Genomic DNA, 18660 nt, shown 5'->3' with positions numbered 1-18660 from the left:
TCTCCCCTTCATGATTTGGTATGGCTTTCTTGTTGAATCTATTTGCCGCATTTGCAGACCTGCCGCAGATATTTGACCAAGCCTGTGATCTGCTCTTCGGACAGGACGTGACCCCAGGTTGGCATCAGCACCGACTTGTTGACGGCAAGCCCGCCTTCCTTGATGGCTTTGAACAGTTCATCATCTGGTGTGTCGCCCATACTTTTCGCGTCGGTGTGATCCCGCGGCTTCACGGAAAGAGCGGGCACGTTGATTCCCGTCCCGTTGCGCTGGAGGCCGTGACATTGCACACAATAGATCCCATAAATCTGCTCGATCGACTGATCGGCATGGCTTGTCGATGACACGAGCAGCAGGACCAGACCGGCGAAAGCCGCCAACGTTTGCGTTTTCATCACTTGTCTCCTTGGCTCAATTGAACCAGGAACGCGGTCAGTCGCTGGATATCCTGATCCTTCAGATTCGACGTCGGCATCCAGATATGCGGATCGAAACGCTGCGGATCTGCGGTATAGGCGGCAATGAAATCCGCTTGCAGCCGTGCGCCGGCATCGGTCAATCGCGGCCCGGAGAGGCCCCCTTCTCCTTTTTCGCCCTGGTGGCAGGCGACGCAGCCGCGAAATTTGACGAACGCAAGCGCACCCATCCGTGCGCCTTTCATCTCACCCTTGAAAATGCCTGCCGGAACGAGATCTGCGGGAGCCTTCAAAGCCATCAGAGCTTCCGCGGTAGCCTCGGCATCGGCCTTCTTTAGCTTCGGGTGAGCAATGATCTTGGACGGATCGGGCACATCGTTCTTGTCGCCCTTCTTGACCATGTTGAAATACGGGTAACCGGCGGGACGTATCGGCTTGGGATCCTGCAACCAGGAAACCAGCCATTCCTTCTTGAACTTGCTACCCGCAAACCAAAGGTCGGGACCTTTGCGCGTCAGCAACCTGTCAAGCGAAGCATCGCTCGGTTTAACCAGCGCATGACAACCGGAACAGCTCTGATCAACCTTGTCGGCGGCGCTTGCGCTGCTCAGTAATGCCGCGGTCAAGCCCGCGACGGCGAGCAAAAGCCCTTTCATGTCGACTCTCCTTTCGATTGAACTCAGGGCGCGGGATCGCCTTTGAAGGCAGGGCTCTCGTGCATATCGAGCGGCTTCTTCATCGATTCCTCGTAGTAAAAATCGGGCACAAACTCCTTGTTCTTCCATTTGTAGAAAGACTGATCCTTCAACGGGATTTCCTCATACTCGATAGTGGTCATCATGCCGCCCATCGGAGAGCTGCCATTCGTAGTGTGCTTGTCGATGTGATCGTGCACCATCCAGATGCCGGGATTGTCGGCGCGCAGAATCAGGTCATAGCGCTCACCCGGACCGAACAGGATCGTGTCGGCGAGGTAGGGATTGGGGAGGGGCCGGCCATCCTTGGCGTAAACCTCGAAGAGATGACCGTGGATGTGAATGGAATGCAGTTCGTCGCCGGCGCCGATCAGGCGGATGCGAACGACATCGCCCTCCTTGATCCGCAACGGTTGAGTATCCGGGTAAGCCTTGCCGTTGATGGTGAAGAAATCCGGCACATCACCAGGAACGCCGCCATAGCCGGGCTTTTTCGCCCAGGCTGACGCCCAACTGGAAAACATCATGATGTAATCTTTGGTGACTTCTTTCTCGACCGGCGGCGGATCTTTCGGATCGATGATAAAAGGACCCCACATGCCGCGCATGGCAACGTGCTCGTTGACGTTGACGTGACAGTGGTACCACATGGTGCCGGACGGTTCGGCCTTGAAGCGATAGGTGAAAGTCTCGCCCGGAGGAATTGCCGGTTGCGTAACGTCGGGCACGCCGTCGTTCTTCCAGGTGCCGCGCTGATACAGGCCGTGCCAGTGAATCGTATGGGGCAACGTCGTCTGGTTTTCGATCTCGATCTCGACATCGTCGCCTTCCTTCACATGCAAAAGCGGCCCGGGGCTCTGGCCGTTGAACGAGAAGGCGTAGAAGGTCTGCTTGTCGACGAGCTTAAGGATCGTATCCTCGATGACCATCGAGAATTGCCTTGTCTCAGCAAGCGCCGTGCACGGACTCACGATGCACAACGAGGCACTTGCAGCGAAAATGACTTTCACGAGATGCGCGCGCAGCGCACAGCGTTGCAGGATCATGGGGATATCATGCATTTCATATTGATGTTTTTCGATAAGCCACTACCAAGGCATAGGCGACGCGAAACGCTTATCCGTCAGGCGTTCGCTCATGCTGGAGCCGCCGAAGCTGAACAGTGCTCATGATCATGACGCGCGAACCCCAACCTCGAACTGACTACAATCGATCAATGCCATCTTCAGCGCCATAAAGCAATATTTAAAATTCATCTTTTAACAACTCGTGAGGAGTGTGGAATACACGACGATCGCATCCGCGTTGTGTACATTTCACAGAATGCGCGACGAGGCCGATTACACTGCACAACGACTACATCCCCGAGGTGCAAAGAGCTTGCAGCGTAAGTTGGCTGATGCCGACCTCCTGCGCCGCTATCGGCATCACGGTCCACAGTCGATCGTTCCAGGTCTGATCGTTTCCCACCGTCCGCATCAAGCCTACCCATTTAACCAATGCCGGCTTTGCCTTGCCGTTTTGCAGCAACCACCGTCCCATATAGAATCGCGCGATCAGATCGTTTGGGTCGCTTTTCAGCACGAGTTCGAATTCCGACTTGGCTCGATCTGAAATTACGCCACCATCCGCCAGCGCGAGCGCTTCCCCCAATGCAACATGAAGCACGCTGTTATCGGGATCACTTTCGATCGCGCGCTCGATCACCGGAATGCTGAAACGAGAAAGACCTAGCTGCAGCAATGCACCACCCATGATCGCCCAGGGTTGGCTCGCATGCTCCGCAGCTAGCAGCTTCGGCAAGTCGAGCAAGCCTTCAAGCGGCATCGGCAACGTCGTGGCCGCACTGTTCAGCGGAACGGTTATGTGGTGTGTGGTGAGAGGTGATTGATGCGTGAGCCAGACCGCGGCAGCTATGCCAACCGCAGCTCCCGCAGCCGAGGACCCAATGCACAGCTTTAACCAGCCCCTGGAATTCTGCGTTTGAATTGCAGGTGCTTTCCTCATGCCCCAGGCCGCGGATAGATCCAAATCTTCTGACTCACGTGCAATGTGGAATAAACATGCACATATAATGTATGTTTGTATAGTCCCAAAATTCATGGGCAACAGCGACAGACGGTAGCAGGCCGATGCACGGCGATCGGCGGTGTCCGACCTTGCTTCAAATGAGGTGATCTCGCTTCAGCACTCAGGCGCGGCACTGAGCCGTCATGCGGCGGGCTGTTGTCGATATCCCCAGAGCAATGATGGATCGCGCGCCGCTCAGGCAGCCGGTGGGACCCCGAAATCTTTCGGGTTGAGAATGAGATCGGCGAGCGTATAGCGATCGAGCGTCGTGGTGAACGCTGTCAGCGCTTCCCTCAACGGTGCTCGCAACCGGCAGCTCGACGTGATTGGACAGCGGTTATTTGAGGAAAAGCATTCCACAAGCGCGAAATCCGGTTCGGTGGCGCATAAAACGTCGCCGAGCTTGATCCGGTTCGGCCGTTTGGCAAGCATAAGCCCGCCAGATCTGCCACGTACGGCTTTGAGATAGCCCGCGCGCGTGAGCTGATTTGCCACTTTCATGAGATGGGTGCGGGAGATTCCGTAAACGCTTGCGGTCTCTTCAATCGTGACCAGCCGATCACCATGGGTGGCCGCATACATCAGCAGTCGGAGAGTGTAGTCGAAAAAGCTTGTCAATCTCATCGGGGTCTCGCCGGCGGCACATCGCGTGATTCAGCGAAAAAAGATGAACCTGTCCGACGCCTTTCGCAAGTGTCGATACGTTGCATGAGAGCGGCAGGACGGAGCGTCTCACCGCCCTTGGAGCCCCGCGACTCGACGCCAGCTTGCCTTCGCACCTGCAAATCGACCATATCTTGTCCACGGCCGACATCACTGTCTGGAGTTCTCGTCCCGAAAAGGTCACGAATGACGATGCTATATGAAACGATCCTCATCGTCGTTCTCGCGCTCCCTTTCGCCGGAAGCTGTCTTGCAGCGCTCCTTCAGAGCAACGCGCGCAACGCCGAAGCGTGGCTGGCCGGTGCGATTTCGCTGATCTGTCTGATGCTTCTGGTCGTGAGCTACCCCCATATCGTCAACGGAGGAGTCATCCGACATACCGTTGAATGGGTGCCCGAACTCGGTCTCAATTTCTATCTGAGGATGGACGGTTTCGCCTGGGTGCTCGCCGCGCTGATCGCCAGCATCGGGTTCCTGGTGGTAATTTACGCCCGCTACTACTTGTCCCCCCAAGATCCCGTGCCGCGTTTTTTTTCGTTCCTGCTCGCCTTCATGGGAGCGATGCTCGGAATCGTCCTCTCTGGCAACCTGATCCAACTGGTTTTCTTCTGGGAGCTGACCAGCCTCTTTTCCTTTCTGCTGATCGGCTATTGGTACCAGACAGCGCAGGCACGGGATGGCGCGCGCATGGCTCTGATTGTGACATCGGCCGGCGGATTTTGCCTGTTCGCCGGCATACTGATCCTCGGACATATCGTCGGCAGTTACGACCTCGATCGCGTTCTCGCGTCCGGCGACAGGATCCGGGCGCATTCGCTTTACATCCCGGCGCTTGTCCTCATTCTTCTCGGAGCCTTGACGAAAAGCGCACAGTTCCCGTTCCATTTCTGGCTGCCACAGGCGATGGCGGCACCGACACCCGTTTCAGCCTATCTTCACTCCGCCACGATGGTCAAAGGCGGGGTATTTCTTCTGGTGCGACTCTGGCCTGCGCTGGGCGGCACAAACGAGTGGCTGTGGCTCGTGGGTTCGGCGGGACTTATCAGTTTCATACTTGGAGCGTTCATTGCTCTTTTCCAGCAGGATATGAAAGGGCTGCTCGCCTACTCGACCATCAGTCACCTCGGGCTCATCACTCTTCTCATCGGTCTCGATTCACCGCTCGCACAGGTCGCCGCCATCTTTCACCTCATGAATCATGCGACATTCAAGGCGTCGTTGTTCATGGCGGCCGGGATCATCGATCACGAAACCGGCACCCGCGACCTGCGCCGCCTGAGCGGCCTGCGGCGCTTCATGCCGATCACGGCAACGCTCGCGATGGTCGCTGCCGCCGCCATGGCTGGCGTCCCGTTGCTGAACGGCTTCTTGTCCAAGGAGATGTTTTTCGCCGAGACAATCGAGACTCACGACAACTCGTTGCTGGATCAGGCGTTGCCCTACATCGTCACCATGGCAAGCATGTTCACGGTCGCTTACTCGCTGCGGTTCATAGCCGAAGTATTTTTCGGTCCCCCACCGCGGGAGTTGTCACGCACACCGCATGAGCCGCCGTTCCTGATGCGCTTTCCCGTCGGGCTCCTCGTCCTTGCCTGTCTCCTCGTTGGCATTGTGCCAAGCCTTACAATCGGCCCCCTGCTCCGAACCGCGCTCCACGCTGTCCTCGGCGACGCCATTCCCACTTACAGCCTTGCAATCTGGCACGGCTTTACTCCCGAGTTCCTGATGAGCCTGGTCGCGATTTCCGGCGGCGTGGCCATCTATTTGACGTTCAGGTCATATCTGCTCGTTGCGGAAGGACCGCCACTGCTGCGGTATATCCAAGGTCAGCGCATTTTCGACCGCGTGCTCGTCGCCGTCTCGTGGCAGTTCGCAAGACGGTTAGAGGAGTTGCTTGGCACGCGCCGCTTGCAGCCACAGTTGCGGCTGCTGTTCTGCGCGGCTTTGCTGGTTGGCCTGGTGCCGATGTTCGCTCACGGCATCGAGTTTGGAGGAGAGGCGCGAACGTCATTCGATGTCGCATTCGCGCTGATCTGGGTTATCGGATGCGCCTGCGCGCTGGCCGCGGCTTACCAGGGCAAATTCCATCGCTTTGCAGCTCTCATTTTCGTAGGCGGCGCGGGTCTGGTGACGTGTGTCAGCTTCGTTTGGCTGGCCGCGCCTGATCTCGCACTGACCCAGCTGGTGGTCGAGACCGTCACCACTGTATTGCTCCTTCTCGGGCTGCGTTGGCTGCCGAAACGCATCGAGAAATTTTCCGCGGCCGACGCGCCGGAACGCGATTCAAGTTGGCGCCGCTTCCGCGACATCGGCATCGCGACCGCGTTCGGAGCCGGGTTGGGGGCGCTAGCCTACGCGGTCATGACACGAGCGGAGCCTGACAGCATCGCGCGATTCTTTGTCGAGAACGCATACGCGCTAGGCGGCGGGACCAACATTGTAAATGTCATCCTCGTAGATTTTCGCGCATTCGACACCTTCGGCGAGATCACCGTTCTCGGCATCGTCGCGTTGACCGTCTATGCGCTGCTGCGACGATTTCGGCCTGCTGCCGAAAGCATTTCCGTGCCGGAGCAGCAGCACAGTCAAGATCTCTACGATGAGGCTCAACCCAGTCGTGAGAAGGGTGACACGCTTAAGAGCGCGATGACCATTCCTCGGCTCATGATGGCCATGCTTTTCCCAGTGACTTGCACGACCGCGATTTTCCTCCTTCTGCGGGGGCACGACCTGCCCGGGGGGGGATTTGTCGCGGGCATCACGATGGCCGTGGCATTCATTCTCCAGTACGTCGCTCGCGGAACCACCTGGACGGAGGCACATCTACGCATTCTGCCTGTGCACTGGATAGGCGCGGGCCTACTCATAACGGCCTGCGTGGGAGCGGTCGCCTGGTTGTTCGAACGGCCTTTTCTGAGTTCGTCGTTCTCATACCTCGAAGTTCCCTGGATCGGCTCGATTCCTGTGGCGAGCGCGCTGCTGTTCGACATCGGCGTATTTGCATTGGTCGTCGGCGCCACCGTCCTGATGTTGATCGCGATCGCGCATCAGACCGTGCGCAGTCATCGGACGCCGTCCAGCCGTGCGTCCGCCGCCTCTCCAACGGCTGAGGTGGGGTAGTGGAGATCGTACTTGCTATTGGCATCGGCGTGCTTGCGGGTTCCGGCGTTTGGTTGCTGCTTCGACCGCGCACGTTTCAGGTGATCATCGGCCTGTCTTTGCTCTCTTATGCGGTCAATCTTTTCATTATCGCGATGGGACGGCTTAAAATCGGCGCCGCTCCGATCCTGGGGACGCACGCATCTGATGACATCACCACCCTTCCGGATCCGTTACCACAAGCCCTCGTTCTCACGGCTATCGTCATCAGCTTCGCGACCACTGCGTTATTTCTGGTCGTGCTGCTCGCATCCCGCGGCCTGACGGGGACCGACCACGTCGACGGACGGGAGCCCTAGTCGTGAACCATCTGATGATCGCACCGATCGTGCTGCCGTTGTTCGCCGCCGCGATCATGTTGGCTCTTGGAGGAGAGCAGCGCCGCAACGTCAGCGCCGCACTTAGTATCGTGACGACGTTCGCGCTGGTGGCGATTTCCATCATATTGCTGCGCGCCGCCGATGTTGCTCCGACGGGCGTCGCGGGCGTCTATCGCCTGGGCGGCTGGCCCGCTCCCTTCGCCATCGTACTCGTTGTGGATCGGCTGGCCACGCTCATGCTGCTGCTAACCAGTCTCCTCGCAGCGGCGGCGGCTGTATTCTCTCTGGCGCGCTGGCATCGCGCGGGGGTGCTGTTCCATCCCTTGTTTCAGCTCCTGCTGATGGGAATCGACGGTGCTTTCCTCACTGGCGATCTCTTCAACCTGTTCGTTTTCGTCGAGGTTCTGCTTGCGGCTTCCTACGGTCTGGCGTTGCACGGCTCGGGAACGGCCAGGGTCAAGGCCGGGTTACATTATGTCGTTGTCAACCTCGCGGCGTCGCTGCTGTTTCTGATCGGCGTCAGCCTGATCTACGGCGTGACCGGCACGCTCAACATGGCGGATCTGGCCACGCGCATTCCGGCGGTCAGCGCGGCGAACCGCGGACTGCTGGAGGCAGGAGCGGGCATCCTTGGCATTGCGTTTCTCGTCAAGGCCGGAATGTGGCCGCTGTGCTTTTGGCTCCCAAGCACCTATGCGGCCGCGCCGCCGCCGGTGGCTGCGATTTTCGCCGTCCTGACGAAGGTCGGCGCCTACCTCGTGCTGCGGCTATCGCTGCTGCTGTTCAGTGATGATGCGGGAGCGTCGGCGCAATTCGGCGATCAGTTGCTGCTGCTGGGTGGCATGGCGACCGTGACGTTCGGTGCGATCGGGAGCCTCGCGTCGCAGGACATGGCGCGACTCGCCGCCTTCTCGGTGCTGGTATCGTCGGGCACAATACTGGCCGCCATCGGTTTGGAACAAGTGAGCGTGACCGGCGCCGCCCTGTTCTACCTCATCAGCTCGACACTCGGCCTGGGTGCTTTTTTTCTCCTGATCGAACTGGTGGAGCGTGGCCGCGAACCGGGTGCTGATGTGCTTGCGGTAACCCGGGAACTCTATGGCGATGAGGATGATTCCGAGATTTTGCCGGAAACCGGAATTGCGATCCCGGCGACGATCGGCATCCTTGGTGTGGCTTTCATCGGCTGCGCCGTCGTCATTTCGGGCTTGCCGCCCCTCTCCGGCTTCGTCGCTAAATTCGCAATCCTGACGGCCACCCTCCACTCTCCGATCGGCGTCCTCTCCCCGGCCACATGGATTTTTCTTTTCCTGTTGATCGTTTCAGGACTTGCGGCGCTGATCGCCATGACGCGCGCCGGCATCCGTTCGTTCTGGGTTTCGCCGGAACGCACCATACCACGCGTCCGCCTTATCGAGATGGCGCCTGTTGCGGCCCTCTTGCTGCTTTGCGCAGTTCAGACGGTTAAGGCGGGTCCGGTTATGCGATTCATGCAGGCGACGGCGCAATCGCTGCATGCTCCTCACCACTATGTCCGGGGAGTTCTGGATTCTCCGATCAAGCCCGACCACTCAAGGGGGCCGACATGACCCGCCTGCTGCCGTTCCCCATAGTTAGCGTCGGTCTCCTTGCTTTCTGGCTGCTGCTCAATCAGACGCTTTCGCCGGGGCACATTCTTTTAGGCAGCGCCGTGGCTCTTATCGGCGGATGGGGGCTCGCAGCATTGCAGCCGCCGAAAGCGCATCCACGGCGGCCGGATCGGATTCTCCTTTTCGCTGCTCTCGTCTTCGTCGACATCGTGAAGTCCAATATCGCCGTCGCCCGCATCATCCTCGGGACGAAACGAAAAGAAAGAACTGCGGGCTTTGTGGAAATCCCGCTTGAACTTCGCGATCCTTATGGGCTGGCGGCGCTCGCTTGCATCATCACATCGACGCCGGGGACGCTATGGGTGGACTTCAACGAAGCAAGCGGCATCTTGACCATCCATGTCCTTGATCTGGTCAATGAATCCGAATGGGTCGGCCTTATCAAGGAGCGTTACGAACGGCGGCTGATGGAGATCTTCACATGAGCATGATGCTCGCCTGGTCAGTCACCGCGGCACAGATCCTGCTCGGCTGCGCGATGGCATGCGCCACCTTCCGCATCCTCCGGGGGCCGAGGGCGCAGGATCGCGTCGTCGGCTTCGACAGCCTGTATGTGAATGCGATGCTGCTGCTTCTCACCTTCGGCATAAGAACAGGCAGCACGCTTTACTTCGAAGCAGCCTTGATCATCGCCCTGCTTGGTTTCGTGAGTACTGTGGTCCTTGCCAAATTCCTACTTCGCGGGGAGGTCATCGAGTGAGTGCAGCAGGCGAACTTTCTGCGCTGCCAGCCGTCCTGACGTCGGTTTTCCTGGTCAGCGGAGCGGCGGTCACGTTGGTCGGCTCGCTCGGCCTGCTACGCCTCCGGACCTTTTACGAACGGGTCCACGCGCCTACCCTGGGGACCACTTTGGGAACAGCCTTCATCGCCATCGCGTCGATGATCTACTTCTCCGCGCTAGGAACGGGTCCGGTCCTGCATGAGCTCCTTATCATTGTTCTCGTCATCGCAACGACCCCGATCGGCCTGATGATTCTGGTCAATGCTGCACTTTTTCGGGATAAATTCGAAAACGACGGAGCGCTTCAGCGAAATGCAAAAGACGGCATCGCTAGTCCGTTGTTGGACAAGGGGGCGCCGCAAGAGCCCCGCGCGAAGTGAGCATATAAAAGGATGCAGGGCATTCCCGCGTCGGCAGCCTAGGAGATTTCGGTCGAAAGTTCCCGGTCGGACCGGTGCTCGAGGTCTTCGTTCACCTGCTTGACGTAAAGACCACGCTGCAACACTTGAACTTTCCGGTGATCCGAGACGGGGATATTCGTAATCAGACCTGAGTGCAGCGCTCGCCTCCATGCCTCAAGCTCGGTGGGCGCGGCTGCACCGATGCGTTGATCCTGATAGAATAAAGCGTATACCATTGTTCTTTCCCTCTCTCCTGCGAACTAACAACGTTGAAGAAGGAAAATCGTCTCCTCGCACCGGCGCCGCCTCATTCACTTTCAGATGAAGGGGTCTACCCCCGGTCACCGCCACGGTGGTGCCGGACGTATAGCTCGAGAGCGGATCAGCCAGCATGACATAGGCAGTTGCCAGTTCGGCGGGCTGCCCGGAGCGCCTCATCGGAACCTGCTTGCCAAAGTCGGTCACGACCTCCTCCGGCATGGTCGAGGGAATCAAGGAGGCACCTTCGATCAATAACCTGTCATTTCGAGATACCCGACACCATGGTGGGTGCCCGTGAAGCTCACCGGGCCTTCCCAATAGGAAAAACGCGTCCCCATCCAGCTCTTTGGATTCAGCGGGACCGTTTCGATCGTCAGTGCCCGATCGCGAACGACGATACGCCAGCTTGTCGGCAGCATGCGATCCGCGACTTCCGTCGTGGCGGTCGGGATCATTTCAATGGACCTGGAAGCGAGCGCAACCGACTGCCCATCCAATCCGATCCAGTTACCCGTAAGGTAGGGCTGACCTTGGGCTTGTCGCAGGCGATACAGCATCAGCTTTTCGCCGGTCTCAAGGTGCAGCGAGAACCAGTCCCATCCTGTCTGATCGGAGGTCAGCGGCTGGCTGCTCCATTCGCGATCCATCCAGGCCTGTCCGGTAACATTGACGGGCTTGCCGTCGATCGTGACGGTCCCCGCCGCCGTGAAATGCGGCTGACTGTAATAGTAGGACGCCTGCCCGCGTTCGGATTTCACGCTGTAGCCGGCCTCGCCCTGGAGCACGAGAGCTCTGTCTGCCTCAAGCCTCAGCGTATAACTGAACTCTGCACTCGATGCGTTGACCTCAAGCGGCGCGACGTTCATCGCCGACATACGATCGATCCCGCGCATTTGCCATGAATCGATCCAGCCGTGAAAGGGAGCCGCTTCCACGCCGGCCTGGCCCACGCCGCCGCGTGCAAACGCTTCGCTATAGCGATGCGTATCGGCGCGGGTTACGGCAGCATGGCCCATCCAGACTTGCTGGTTCGCCCAACCTTCGCGTTGCGGTCCTGGCTGAATCGCCTGACGAAACAACGTCCACTGCACACCGAGCGCATGGCCTGCGCTGTCTTTGAGATTGGCGGTGAGATACCACCATTCGATGCGGTAGTCCGGATGCGGACCGTGATCGTGTGGAAATTCGAAACTCTTGCCGGGTACCACCGAAGCAAATCCGGAAGCATCACCACCAAGTCCAGCGAAGTTCTGAGCCAGCGAGGTTCCTCGTCCGAAACCGAGAACGGCAAGCCCCGTCGCAAACGCACGGCGCGAAATTTTTGCACTAGCGCTCATTGGCAAAGATCTTGATCAGCACCGCTGGAGGTATGCGCATCAGCCGGACGACCGGAATCAGCGTCGCCAGCAGCGACGCAAGCATCGCCACGCCGAGAAGTTCGGCGAGATGCAGCGGAAAGACATGGAACGGAAGACGCCAGCCAAATGCTCTGACGTTGACCACCGCGATCAGGCACCACGCCACCAGCAAGCCGAGCGGCAGCGCCAGCATCGCGGTGATGAACGCAATGGACATCGTCTTGAGAAGCTCAATGCCGGCCAGCTGCCGTCTTGTCACCCCAAGCGCCCACAACGGCGCCAGTTGCGGAAGACGGGAACTGCCGAGAGTCAGCAGGCTAGTGAGCAACGCAACCCCGGCGACACCGAGCGTAAACGTGTTCAGTGCAGCGGTCACCGCAAAGGTGCGGTCGAAAATCCCTGTCGATTCCATCTTCAGCGTCGATTGATCGGAGAGGCGGCTTTCGTCGAGATGAAATGCCTTGCGCATGTCATCAATCAGCGGCCCGATCTTACCGGGAGTCACGCGCAAGCCAAACCGAGTCCGCGGCAGATCTGGAAATCGGTCTGTGAAGGCGTCGATATTGACGGCGATCTGCCCTTTAGCATTACCGTAATCAGCGTAGATGGCTGCGATACGCAGGGACCAGATGCCACTGGGAGTACTGAGGTCGAGTCGGCCACCAAGCCGTAGTTTCAGTCTCCGTGCCAACTGCTCACTCACGAGGGCGCCCTCGCCTGACTTGACGTCATCCCACGCATTCGACCGCGACTCCAACAATGGCCAACGGTCGCGATAGGTGGCGTGATCGGCGAGGCCAAGAACCTCCACCGGCCAGCCCCCGATCTCGATCTCGGCGCGGCCGCTCGGCAGGATGGCAGTGACCTCCGGTCGCGAGCGCAGCCTTGCTTCGATATCGCGAGCTTGGGCATCACTGAAGGCGTTCACATAGACGTCCGCAGCGAGCCGGCCGTCCAGCCATGCGGCGAAGGTCTTACTGAAACTCTCCACCATGGTTCCGACGCCGACGTTAACCGCGAGCGCGAGCAGCAAGGCCATCAGTGCCAGCGACAGTCCGGGAAGTTGCTGGCGGCTGTCCGCCCAGAACCACATCACAAGCGGCTGCCGCGAGCTTCGCTCGCCGATGCGCAGCACGACTTCGAGCAGCACAGGGAGCGCAAGCGCCGCACCCAGCAGCAGCGCCGCCAGCACCGCGAATCCCGAGATCAGCGAGCCGCCGACTAACAGAACGGTGATTGCCGCGACAAGCATCGCAACGGCCATGACGCCTTGATAGCCCAGCCATCGCCGCTGTGATTGCTGCCATGCATACGGTTGCGCCATCGCGAGAACCGAAAGACGGATGACTTTCAAGAGGCTTATCGCCGACGCCGCCAATGTACCGGCGGCACTCATTGCCAGGCCCGCGATCCACCATTCGGGTCTGAGAGCCAGGGCCCCGGAAACCCGCGCGCCATACAGCCCGTTCAGGCTCGCAGCGACATTGGGCAGTAACGCCGCGGCGATCAGATATCCGCAGACCAATCCGACCAGGCCGCCGGCGCTGGCCAGGATCATCAGCTCGATCAGCACCACACCGTTCAACTTCCGGGACGATACGCCGCAAGCGCGCAGGGTGCGGAGGATCGGCATGCGCTGCTCGAAGGCCAAGCCGACCGCCGAATAGACGATAAAGAGTCCAACAAGAAACGATAGCAGCCCGAAGGCCGACAGATTGAGATGAAAGCTATCTGTCAGACGTTCAAGATCGGTTTCGGCGTCCGCCGCGACATACCTGAGCATGTCGCCAGTGACAGCCTCAAGCGGCGGTGGCTGGCTGCGCGTGTTGCCAATCAACAGACGCGAGAGCCGACCTTGCAGGTGAAGAATGCTTTGCGCCAATCCGATATCGACGATCACGACACCCGGTGCGAGCTGCGCGTGAACGTTGAGCGGCGGCAGTAGCGCCCCGTCATCCGTGAGAAGGACCGTTCCTTCCGTCCGGGCCAGCGCGATCAATGTCTCCGGCGCGACTAAAGTCTCGCCAGGAGGCCCGATGAACGATTTCAGATCCGCCGCGCCGATCGCCGGGATCGACCCTGCCTGCGCTGGAAACGTTACCGGCTCGATTCCCAACAGACGCAATGGCCTTCCCTGAATGCGAATTCGTCCTTCGACGACAGGTGAGACTTGCCATCCCGCCCGCCGGAGATCGACGAAAAGCTGCTGAGAAAATGTGGAATCACGCTGCCCGACCAGCATCGCAGGTCGAGAACCGCCAAAGACCGCCGCGGCCCGATCGTAGCTGGTGCGAGCCTGCTGGTTCAATGCCTCCACGCCACTCCACAATGCCGTCGCGGAGATCAGACCTACCATGAGTGTCGTCAGTTGCAGCGGATGCCGACGCCAATGGCTGAGCAGAACCGCAAGGATCCAATACCCTTGCTTCACGAAATCAGTCCAGCGCTCAGTCGAACTGTCCGGTCCAGCTTCGCGGCAAGCCGTGTGCTGTGCGTCGCCATGAGAAAAGCGCATCCGGTCCGTTTGACGAGATCAAGCGCGATATCTGTGACATCGTCGGCCGTCGCCTCATCAAGGTTTCCGGTCGGTTCGTCAGCAAGAAGCAGAGGCGGCCTGACCGCAAGCGCGCGCCCGATTGCAACCCGCTGTTGTTGGCCGCCTGAGAGTTGTTCGGGATATCGTTTCAGCAGATTGCCGAGGCCCAACCGATCGACAAGTTCGTTTCGCCATTGGCTGTCATGGCGACCGGCGAGGCGCGACTGAAAAGCTAGGTTATCGGCGACGGTTAGAGAAGGAATCAGGTTGAACTGCTGAAAAATCAATCCGAGCCGGTCCCGGCGGATCGCCGCACGGCCCCCGTCCGCCAGTGCAGTTACCTCGGTGGCATCAAGCCGGATTGAGCCACCGTCCGCCTCATCGAGACCCGCAATCAGGTGCAGCAAGGTACTCTTGCCGCTTCCCGATTCCCCTGTCAGCGCGACGCTTTCACCGGCGCTAACGTGCACGCAGACCCCGCGAAGAACGGCGATCTGTTCCTGCGCCGAACGATAGGTTTTGGTCAGGTTCTGGATATCCAGCATCGGTGCTCTTGGAATGTCATCGCCGTGTCGTCAGCATGCAAACGCAAACTTTTTCAATGATGTCCCAGATCCGTTCGATGTCGTTGTTCCTGCTCATGGAGACACCTCTTATATAGCTACAAGCTCTCACGCGCTCGACGCTGCCGATTTTTTGCCCGTCACGGCCGTAGACGGCGGTGCCTTCCACCTTGTCGCTGCCGATAAGAGTTTCTCAATCTGCCATCGTGGCCTCTGAATTGAGAAGCTGCGGAACATCAACGCCGCCACTAGCGCTCCGTTCCGGAAAGGCAAGGGGCACGCCAGCACATCGGACTGATCAAACGCGTCCTGACTTGCGCCAATGAGCATGACCTACAGTAAAGACGGCAGATCTACAGCGACGTCAATTTCTGTGGCTGGTGCTATCTATCGCCGCCGGATCAACCGCCCCGCGCTCCGCCTTCTGAACCGCCGAAACCAGCGCGTTGACGCTAACCAAAGCTGCAGCGACTAGAATTGCGGCCAATAGCACCTCAATTTTCATCTCGCTTTTCATATCACTCAACCTTTTGGCCCAGATGCGACCACTGCGCATTGCTCCTTCTGATGTGCGCCGCCGTTGCAAGATTTTAAGGTCGATTCCAAAAGAAAAAAGTCGCCTAGGCACGAGATCTAGCGACCGGCTTCATTCGCCAGCTGCCGCCGACGTTGCCAGAACAGCTGATCGAACCAGCGGGACTGGATGCCATAGTAGAAATCTCGTTGCGACACGTACGTCTGCCAGAGTTGGCGCTGCTGTTGATCGTATCGATGGATATAGCTATTGCGGCCGTCCAATCCCGCAGCACCCTGCGGAGCGTCCGTCAACGCGTAGTGAATCATATGCCCGGCATGGCTCGCCGTCCTGAGCGCCTTGTCGATGCCTTGCGACGACAGCGGATCATAGGCTTGTGCCGCATCACCCACCGCCATCCAGGCGTCGCCGCAAAAGTCTCGTAGTCGCTGGCCGTTGGCCGGCGCTCCCCGGATGATCCCGCAAGGGTGATACCCCTCCGGCTTTGAGCAAAGGCGCAATATGTGTCGAACCGTCCAGCAGTTGATCGAAGCCTTGCCGCGACGCCGCCAGCCTCGCCGCCGGCAAATCCTTATCGGTGTGCAAAACCACCAGCCGCCGGGTTTCATTGTCATCGAAGCCGGGCAAGCGGTTGCTGTACCACCAGCCGTATGGCACGGCCTCGATGCGGGTATAACGGTCATCATCACCGCCCGAGCAGGAAAACCATTGCGCATAGGCGAACAGCCGATCGCCATGACTCAGTGTCGGGACACCAAGTATGCGGGCCACGACCGCTTGGCGACCCGAACAATCGACGAGATAACGGGCGCGATCGTGCCGACTGCCGTTGCGCGCGGTAAGCGTCAGTTGCCAATTGAAATTGCCGCCTTCAATCCGCGTGCAGGACTGGAAACAGACATCCTTGAGCAAGGTTGCACCAGCCGCGACCGCTTTCGTACGCAGCGCTTCATCGAACGCTAGCCGGTCGACGCAGAGGCCATGGCCCGCCGACGCGAAGAAAAAATCCGCGATCTCGGCCTGTTCGGTCCCCCATAGCGAGATGTTGCCGGCAGTTCTGAAAAGACCAGGAAGTTGCTGCTCGGGACTTTCAGGATCTCCCAGGAAGTGTCTGACCAGACCCATCGACGCGGGCGGCAGGGACTCGCCAAGCTTGAAGCTGGGCGACGCACGCTTCTCCACCAGCAGGACGCGCTGCCCGTACTTCGCCAGCGTGATGGCGATTGCGGCCCCCGCAGGTCCGGAGCCAACAATCACGACGTCCCATGTTGTCCCGGTCGGGTCGAGCAACGGCGCCGACGCCACTGATCATTTGCTCTTGGCGGGCGGCCGGTTCAATGCCGGATCACGCTCTTGTTCGGCGAACACGATCTGACCGTTAGCTCTCAGGAAGCTACCATCCTCATTCTTGACCGGCAGCACCATCCCCAATCTTGACCAGGCATAAGCCATCTGATGGTAACCATCGGCAGACGAGAGCGGTTCACCGTGCTCATCGTATCCGCGGAACCATTCCTTGTAGGTTCGGGTCTGGTTTGTCTTGTCGTATTCGAAAACGATATCCGGCCGCTGCGTCGGCCACCACGCCACGTTGCACGACCAGAAGTCGCCTTGCCAGGGGCTCGACATGTAGGCGGAGAGCGATCCAGGCTCGATGCCCTTGTCGACGCGAAACGCCTCAGCAAAATTTTCCCGATAGAGGATCAGATACGGGAATTCGATTCCGGGGTGGAAACCGCCGCCGATCGTGGGTTCGAGCGCCGAGCTGTCAAGTGCATGCGGCTGCTCGGCCAGCGGCAAGGTCTCAAGCGCAACGGGTTTTGGTGGAGTGCCAACCTCGAAGTCTCCTTCGGCCCATTCTTTCAGGTGATAGAGTTGCCGATCGGTCAGGCTGAGAAACTGATCGGGCAAGCTGAGTCCCAATTGCTCATTCTGTAACGGCTTGCCTCCGGTGCCCCACAGCCTGGGCATCTTGAGGGGTCCTGCGTCGCCCTTAAATTCGTCGTTCTGCCAGCTGGTTGGACGCGCTGGCGGCGGCGGCATCAGGGAATCAACCAGCCGTCCGCGCTTTCCGGGCGCATGCCGCATCAATGCATAGATCATCTGCCGCGTCGGCTTGCTGTCCTCGCTCGGATCCGTGAAAGCAGTCATGTGCTCGGCACTGAGCAGGTTGCCCGGCTGCCCCGGACCGTGAGCAGCGTCCTTGGTGTCAGGTGAAACGCCCCCTGCCGCCGCGTTCACCCAGCTGTAGCTAACTGCCTTGGCGAAGATCGGGAAGACATCTCGGTAGAAGTTCGTCTTCTTCCATACGTGGGGGTAAGACTCAGGAAAAGCCTCGTAAACGCGATCCAGGATAGAGACCACATGATACATGTGAGGTGCAAACTTCGGTGGCGCGGTAACGATCCAGGCTCCTGCACGCGGATTCCGCGTTCCTTCGTCCGTCGCTGATTTCACGTTGTCGCGCGTGCTCAGTACAGTTCCGTCCTTCAGCGTGACGGTGACGTCGATTTCGCCACAGCACGTGTCGTCCCACCAACCCGGAATGTTGAAGTAGGCGAACTGGTTCGTCAGCGGATTCTTACCGTCCTCCGGACCGTTCGGAGGGCTCATTGTTTCGCTTGGGTTCGACAACACGACCTTGGGCGTGGTGACACATTCGCCCTTTCCGGGCGCGGGAACGAACAGCAGCCGGTCCTTCGAATCCAAACGAAGCTGCCCGAGTTCGATATCCCTGGCGGCTTTGTAAGTGACATCAACTTCTTTCGAAGGATCCTTTGGGGTGAAACCCTCAAACCGCAATTCGCCCGGCAACGTCCCCTTCTCGATGTCCCTGAAAACATCACCTTTCATGATCACCGGTCCGGTTTGCCCGGAGCCGATCGTATGCACCCCCGGGTCGATGATCAGCTTGTCGCGTTCGATCGGCTTCATACCGGGCTGGATGGAAGGGTTTCGCAACTTGTCCGGATCGAACAGATATGCGCCCTGAAATGCATAATTCGCCGCTTTCATGTTTCTGACATGAACCCGCCAGCGAACGGATTGCACGACGTCGGAATGGGACGTCAGTTCTGCGACGACCTTCTCGTTGGCGTCGTAAGCATAGATTCGATATCGCTGCGCTTGGCGTTTCAGTCGCGCGTTACTATCGCGGTAGGTTCCACCGTTTGGTCCGGGACCATTGCTCCCGCCGGGATCGACGACAACGCCCGGTGTTTCTGGCCCGATGTAAAACTCGTCACTGGTGCCCAGACGAGCGATGCCGATACCGGGATGAATGCGAATGCTCTTGATCTTCTCGGCCACAGCT

The 18660-nt window shown here is 59.1% G+C and carries 19 protein-coding genes and 2 pseudogenes; 6 read left to right on the top strand and 15 right to left on the bottom strand.

What is annotated here, in order from left to right; all coding sequences use genetic code 11:
* Nucleotides 1-38: 38 nt before the first annotated feature.
* The 5 genes from ACZ5IL_RS05950 to ACZ5IL_RS05930 form a co-directional block, all read right to left on the bottom strand.
* Nucleotides 39-395 carry a c-type cytochrome gene (locus ACZ5IL_RS05950; protein ID WP_309773287.1) on the bottom strand — a complete coding sequence of 119 codons (357 nt, stop codon included), beginning with the start codon at nucleotides 393-395 and terminating at the stop codon, nucleotides 39-41.
* Nucleotides 395-1072 (bottom strand): c-type cytochrome, encoded by a 678-nt coding sequence (locus ACZ5IL_RS05945; RefSeq protein WP_464595744.1) that lies wholly within the window; start codon nucleotides 1070-1072, stop codon nucleotides 395-397. Before ACZ5IL_RS05945 ends, ACZ5IL_RS05950 begins: the two co-directional genes overlap by 1 nt.
* Nucleotides 1073-1095: 23 nt before the next feature.
* Complete coding sequence (locus tag ACZ5IL_RS05940) at nucleotides 1096-2172, bottom strand: multicopper oxidase domain-containing protein (protein ID WP_464595742.1); 1077 nt, start codon at nucleotides 2170-2172, stop codon at nucleotides 1096-1098.
* Nucleotides 2173-2467: 295 nt separating this feature from the next.
* Nucleotides 2468-3118: a tetratricopeptide repeat protein gene (locus ACZ5IL_RS05935; RefSeq protein ID WP_464595740.1), complete on the bottom strand. Its 651-nt coding sequence runs from the start codon at nucleotides 3116-3118 to the stop codon at nucleotides 2468-2470.
* 258 nt (nucleotides 3119-3376) lie between these two features.
* Nucleotides 3377-3805 (bottom strand): RrF2 family transcriptional regulator, encoded by a 429-nt coding sequence (locus tag ACZ5IL_RS05930; RefSeq protein ID WP_425906210.1) that lies wholly within the window; start codon nucleotides 3803-3805, stop codon nucleotides 3377-3379.
* Between the two features lie 225 nt (nucleotides 3806-4030).
* Here ACZ5IL_RS05930 and ACZ5IL_RS05925 point away from each other — a divergent pair, with 225 nt between their 5' ends.
* Genes ACZ5IL_RS05925 through mnhG form a run of 6 tightly spaced genes read left to right on the top strand, consistent with a single transcriptional unit; the run spans nucleotide 4031 to nucleotide 10073 of the window.
* The gene (locus tag ACZ5IL_RS05925) at nucleotides 4031-6964 is read left to right on the top strand and encodes a monovalent cation/H+ antiporter subunit A (RefSeq protein ID WP_464595738.1); all 2934 of its coding nucleotides are present in this window, start codon (nucleotides 4031-4033) and stop codon (nucleotides 6962-6964) included.
* A complete protein-coding gene (locus ACZ5IL_RS05920) occupies nucleotides 6964-7302 on the top strand; it encodes a Na+/H+ antiporter subunit C (RefSeq protein ID WP_464595737.1) in 339 nt (112 codons plus the stop codon). The genes ACZ5IL_RS05925 and ACZ5IL_RS05920 overlap by 1 nt, the downstream gene beginning before the upstream one ends.
* A gap of 2 nt (nucleotides 7303-7304) precedes the next feature.
* Nucleotides 7305-8912 carry a monovalent cation/H+ antiporter subunit D gene (locus ACZ5IL_RS05915; RefSeq protein WP_464595735.1) on the top strand — a complete coding sequence of 536 codons (1608 nt, stop codon included), beginning with the start codon at nucleotides 7305-7307 and terminating at the stop codon, nucleotides 8910-8912.
* Nucleotides 8909-9397 (top strand): Na+/H+ antiporter subunit E, encoded by a 489-nt coding sequence (locus ACZ5IL_RS05910; RefSeq protein ID WP_464595733.1) that lies wholly within the window; start codon nucleotides 8909-8911, stop codon nucleotides 9395-9397. The genes ACZ5IL_RS05915 and ACZ5IL_RS05910 overlap by 4 nt, the downstream gene beginning before the upstream one ends.
* A complete protein-coding gene (locus ACZ5IL_RS05905; RefSeq protein WP_464595731.1) occupies nucleotides 9394-9672 on the top strand; it encodes a K+/H+ antiporter subunit F in 279 nt (92 codons plus the stop codon). Before ACZ5IL_RS05910 ends, ACZ5IL_RS05905 begins: the two co-directional genes overlap by 4 nt.
* Nucleotides 9669-10073: a monovalent cation/H(+) antiporter subunit G gene (gene mnhG / locus ACZ5IL_RS05900; RefSeq protein ID WP_464595729.1), complete on the top strand. Its 405-nt coding sequence runs from the start codon at nucleotides 9669-9671 to the stop codon at nucleotides 10071-10073. The genes ACZ5IL_RS05905 and mnhG overlap by 4 nt, the downstream gene beginning before the upstream one ends.
* A gap of 38 nt (nucleotides 10074-10111) precedes the next feature.
* Here mnhG and ACZ5IL_RS05895 read toward each other — a convergent pair whose 3' ends face one another.
* The 10 genes and pseudogenes from ACZ5IL_RS05895 to ACZ5IL_RS05850 all read right to left on the bottom strand — a co-directional run bounded on the left by ACZ5IL_RS05895 (nucleotide 10112) and on the right by ACZ5IL_RS05850 (nucleotide 18656).
* Entirely contained in the window at nucleotides 10112-10330 is a 219-nt protein-coding gene (locus tag ACZ5IL_RS05895; protein WP_425906220.1) for a hypothetical protein, read from the bottom strand.
* Between the two features lie 88 nt (nucleotides 10331-10418).
* Nucleotides 10419-10589: pseudogene (locus ACZ5IL_RS05890) on the bottom strand (SDR family oxidoreductase); the annotation flags it as partial.
* A gap of 14 nt (nucleotides 10590-10603) precedes the next feature.
* Nucleotides 10604-11692: a lipocalin-like domain-containing protein gene (locus ACZ5IL_RS05885; RefSeq protein ID WP_464595727.1), complete on the bottom strand. Its 1089-nt coding sequence runs from the start codon at nucleotides 11690-11692 to the stop codon at nucleotides 10604-10606.
* Nucleotides 11682-14144, bottom strand: coding sequence for an FtsX-like permease family protein (locus ACZ5IL_RS05880; RefSeq protein ID WP_464595725.1), 2463 nt, complete (start codon nucleotides 14142-14144; stop codon nucleotides 11682-11684). Before ACZ5IL_RS05880 ends, ACZ5IL_RS05885 begins: the two co-directional genes overlap by 11 nt.
* Nucleotides 14141-14794, bottom strand: coding sequence for an ABC transporter ATP-binding protein (locus ACZ5IL_RS05875; RefSeq protein ID WP_464595724.1), 654 nt, complete (start codon nucleotides 14792-14794; stop codon nucleotides 14141-14143). The genes ACZ5IL_RS05880 and ACZ5IL_RS05875 overlap by 4 nt, the downstream gene beginning before the upstream one ends.
* 127 nt (nucleotides 14795-14921) lie before the next feature.
* Nucleotides 14922-14996, bottom strand: a pseudogene (locus ACZ5IL_RS05870) (PRC-barrel domain-containing protein); the annotation flags it as partial.
* A 180-nt stretch (nucleotides 14997-15176) separates the two neighbouring features.
* Complete coding sequence (locus ACZ5IL_RS05865) at nucleotides 15177-15368, bottom strand: hypothetical protein (protein WP_464595722.1); 192 nt, start codon at nucleotides 15366-15368, stop codon at nucleotides 15177-15179.
* 77 nt (nucleotides 15369-15445) lie between these two features.
* Nucleotides 15446-15745: an NAD(P)/FAD-dependent oxidoreductase gene (locus ACZ5IL_RS05860; RefSeq protein WP_464595720.1), complete on the bottom strand. Its 300-nt coding sequence runs from the start codon at nucleotides 15743-15745 to the stop codon at nucleotides 15446-15448.
* Nucleotides 15732-16652, bottom strand: a complete 921-nt coding sequence (locus tag ACZ5IL_RS05855) for an NAD(P)/FAD-dependent oxidoreductase (RefSeq protein WP_464595718.1) — start codon at nucleotides 16650-16652, stop codon at nucleotides 15732-15734. Before ACZ5IL_RS05855 ends, ACZ5IL_RS05860 begins: the two co-directional genes overlap by 14 nt.
* 3 nt (nucleotides 16653-16655) lie before the next feature.
* Nucleotides 16656-18656 (bottom strand): LodA/GoxA family CTQ-dependent oxidase, encoded by a 2001-nt coding sequence (locus ACZ5IL_RS05850; RefSeq protein WP_464595716.1) that lies wholly within the window; start codon nucleotides 18654-18656, stop codon nucleotides 16656-16658.
* Nucleotides 18657-18660: the final 4 nt, after the last annotated feature.

This window comes from Nitrobacter sp. CN101, assembly GCF_055390255.1.
Note: the sequence above shows the minus strand (reverse complement) of the source record. Positions and strands in the feature narration are given on the sequence as shown.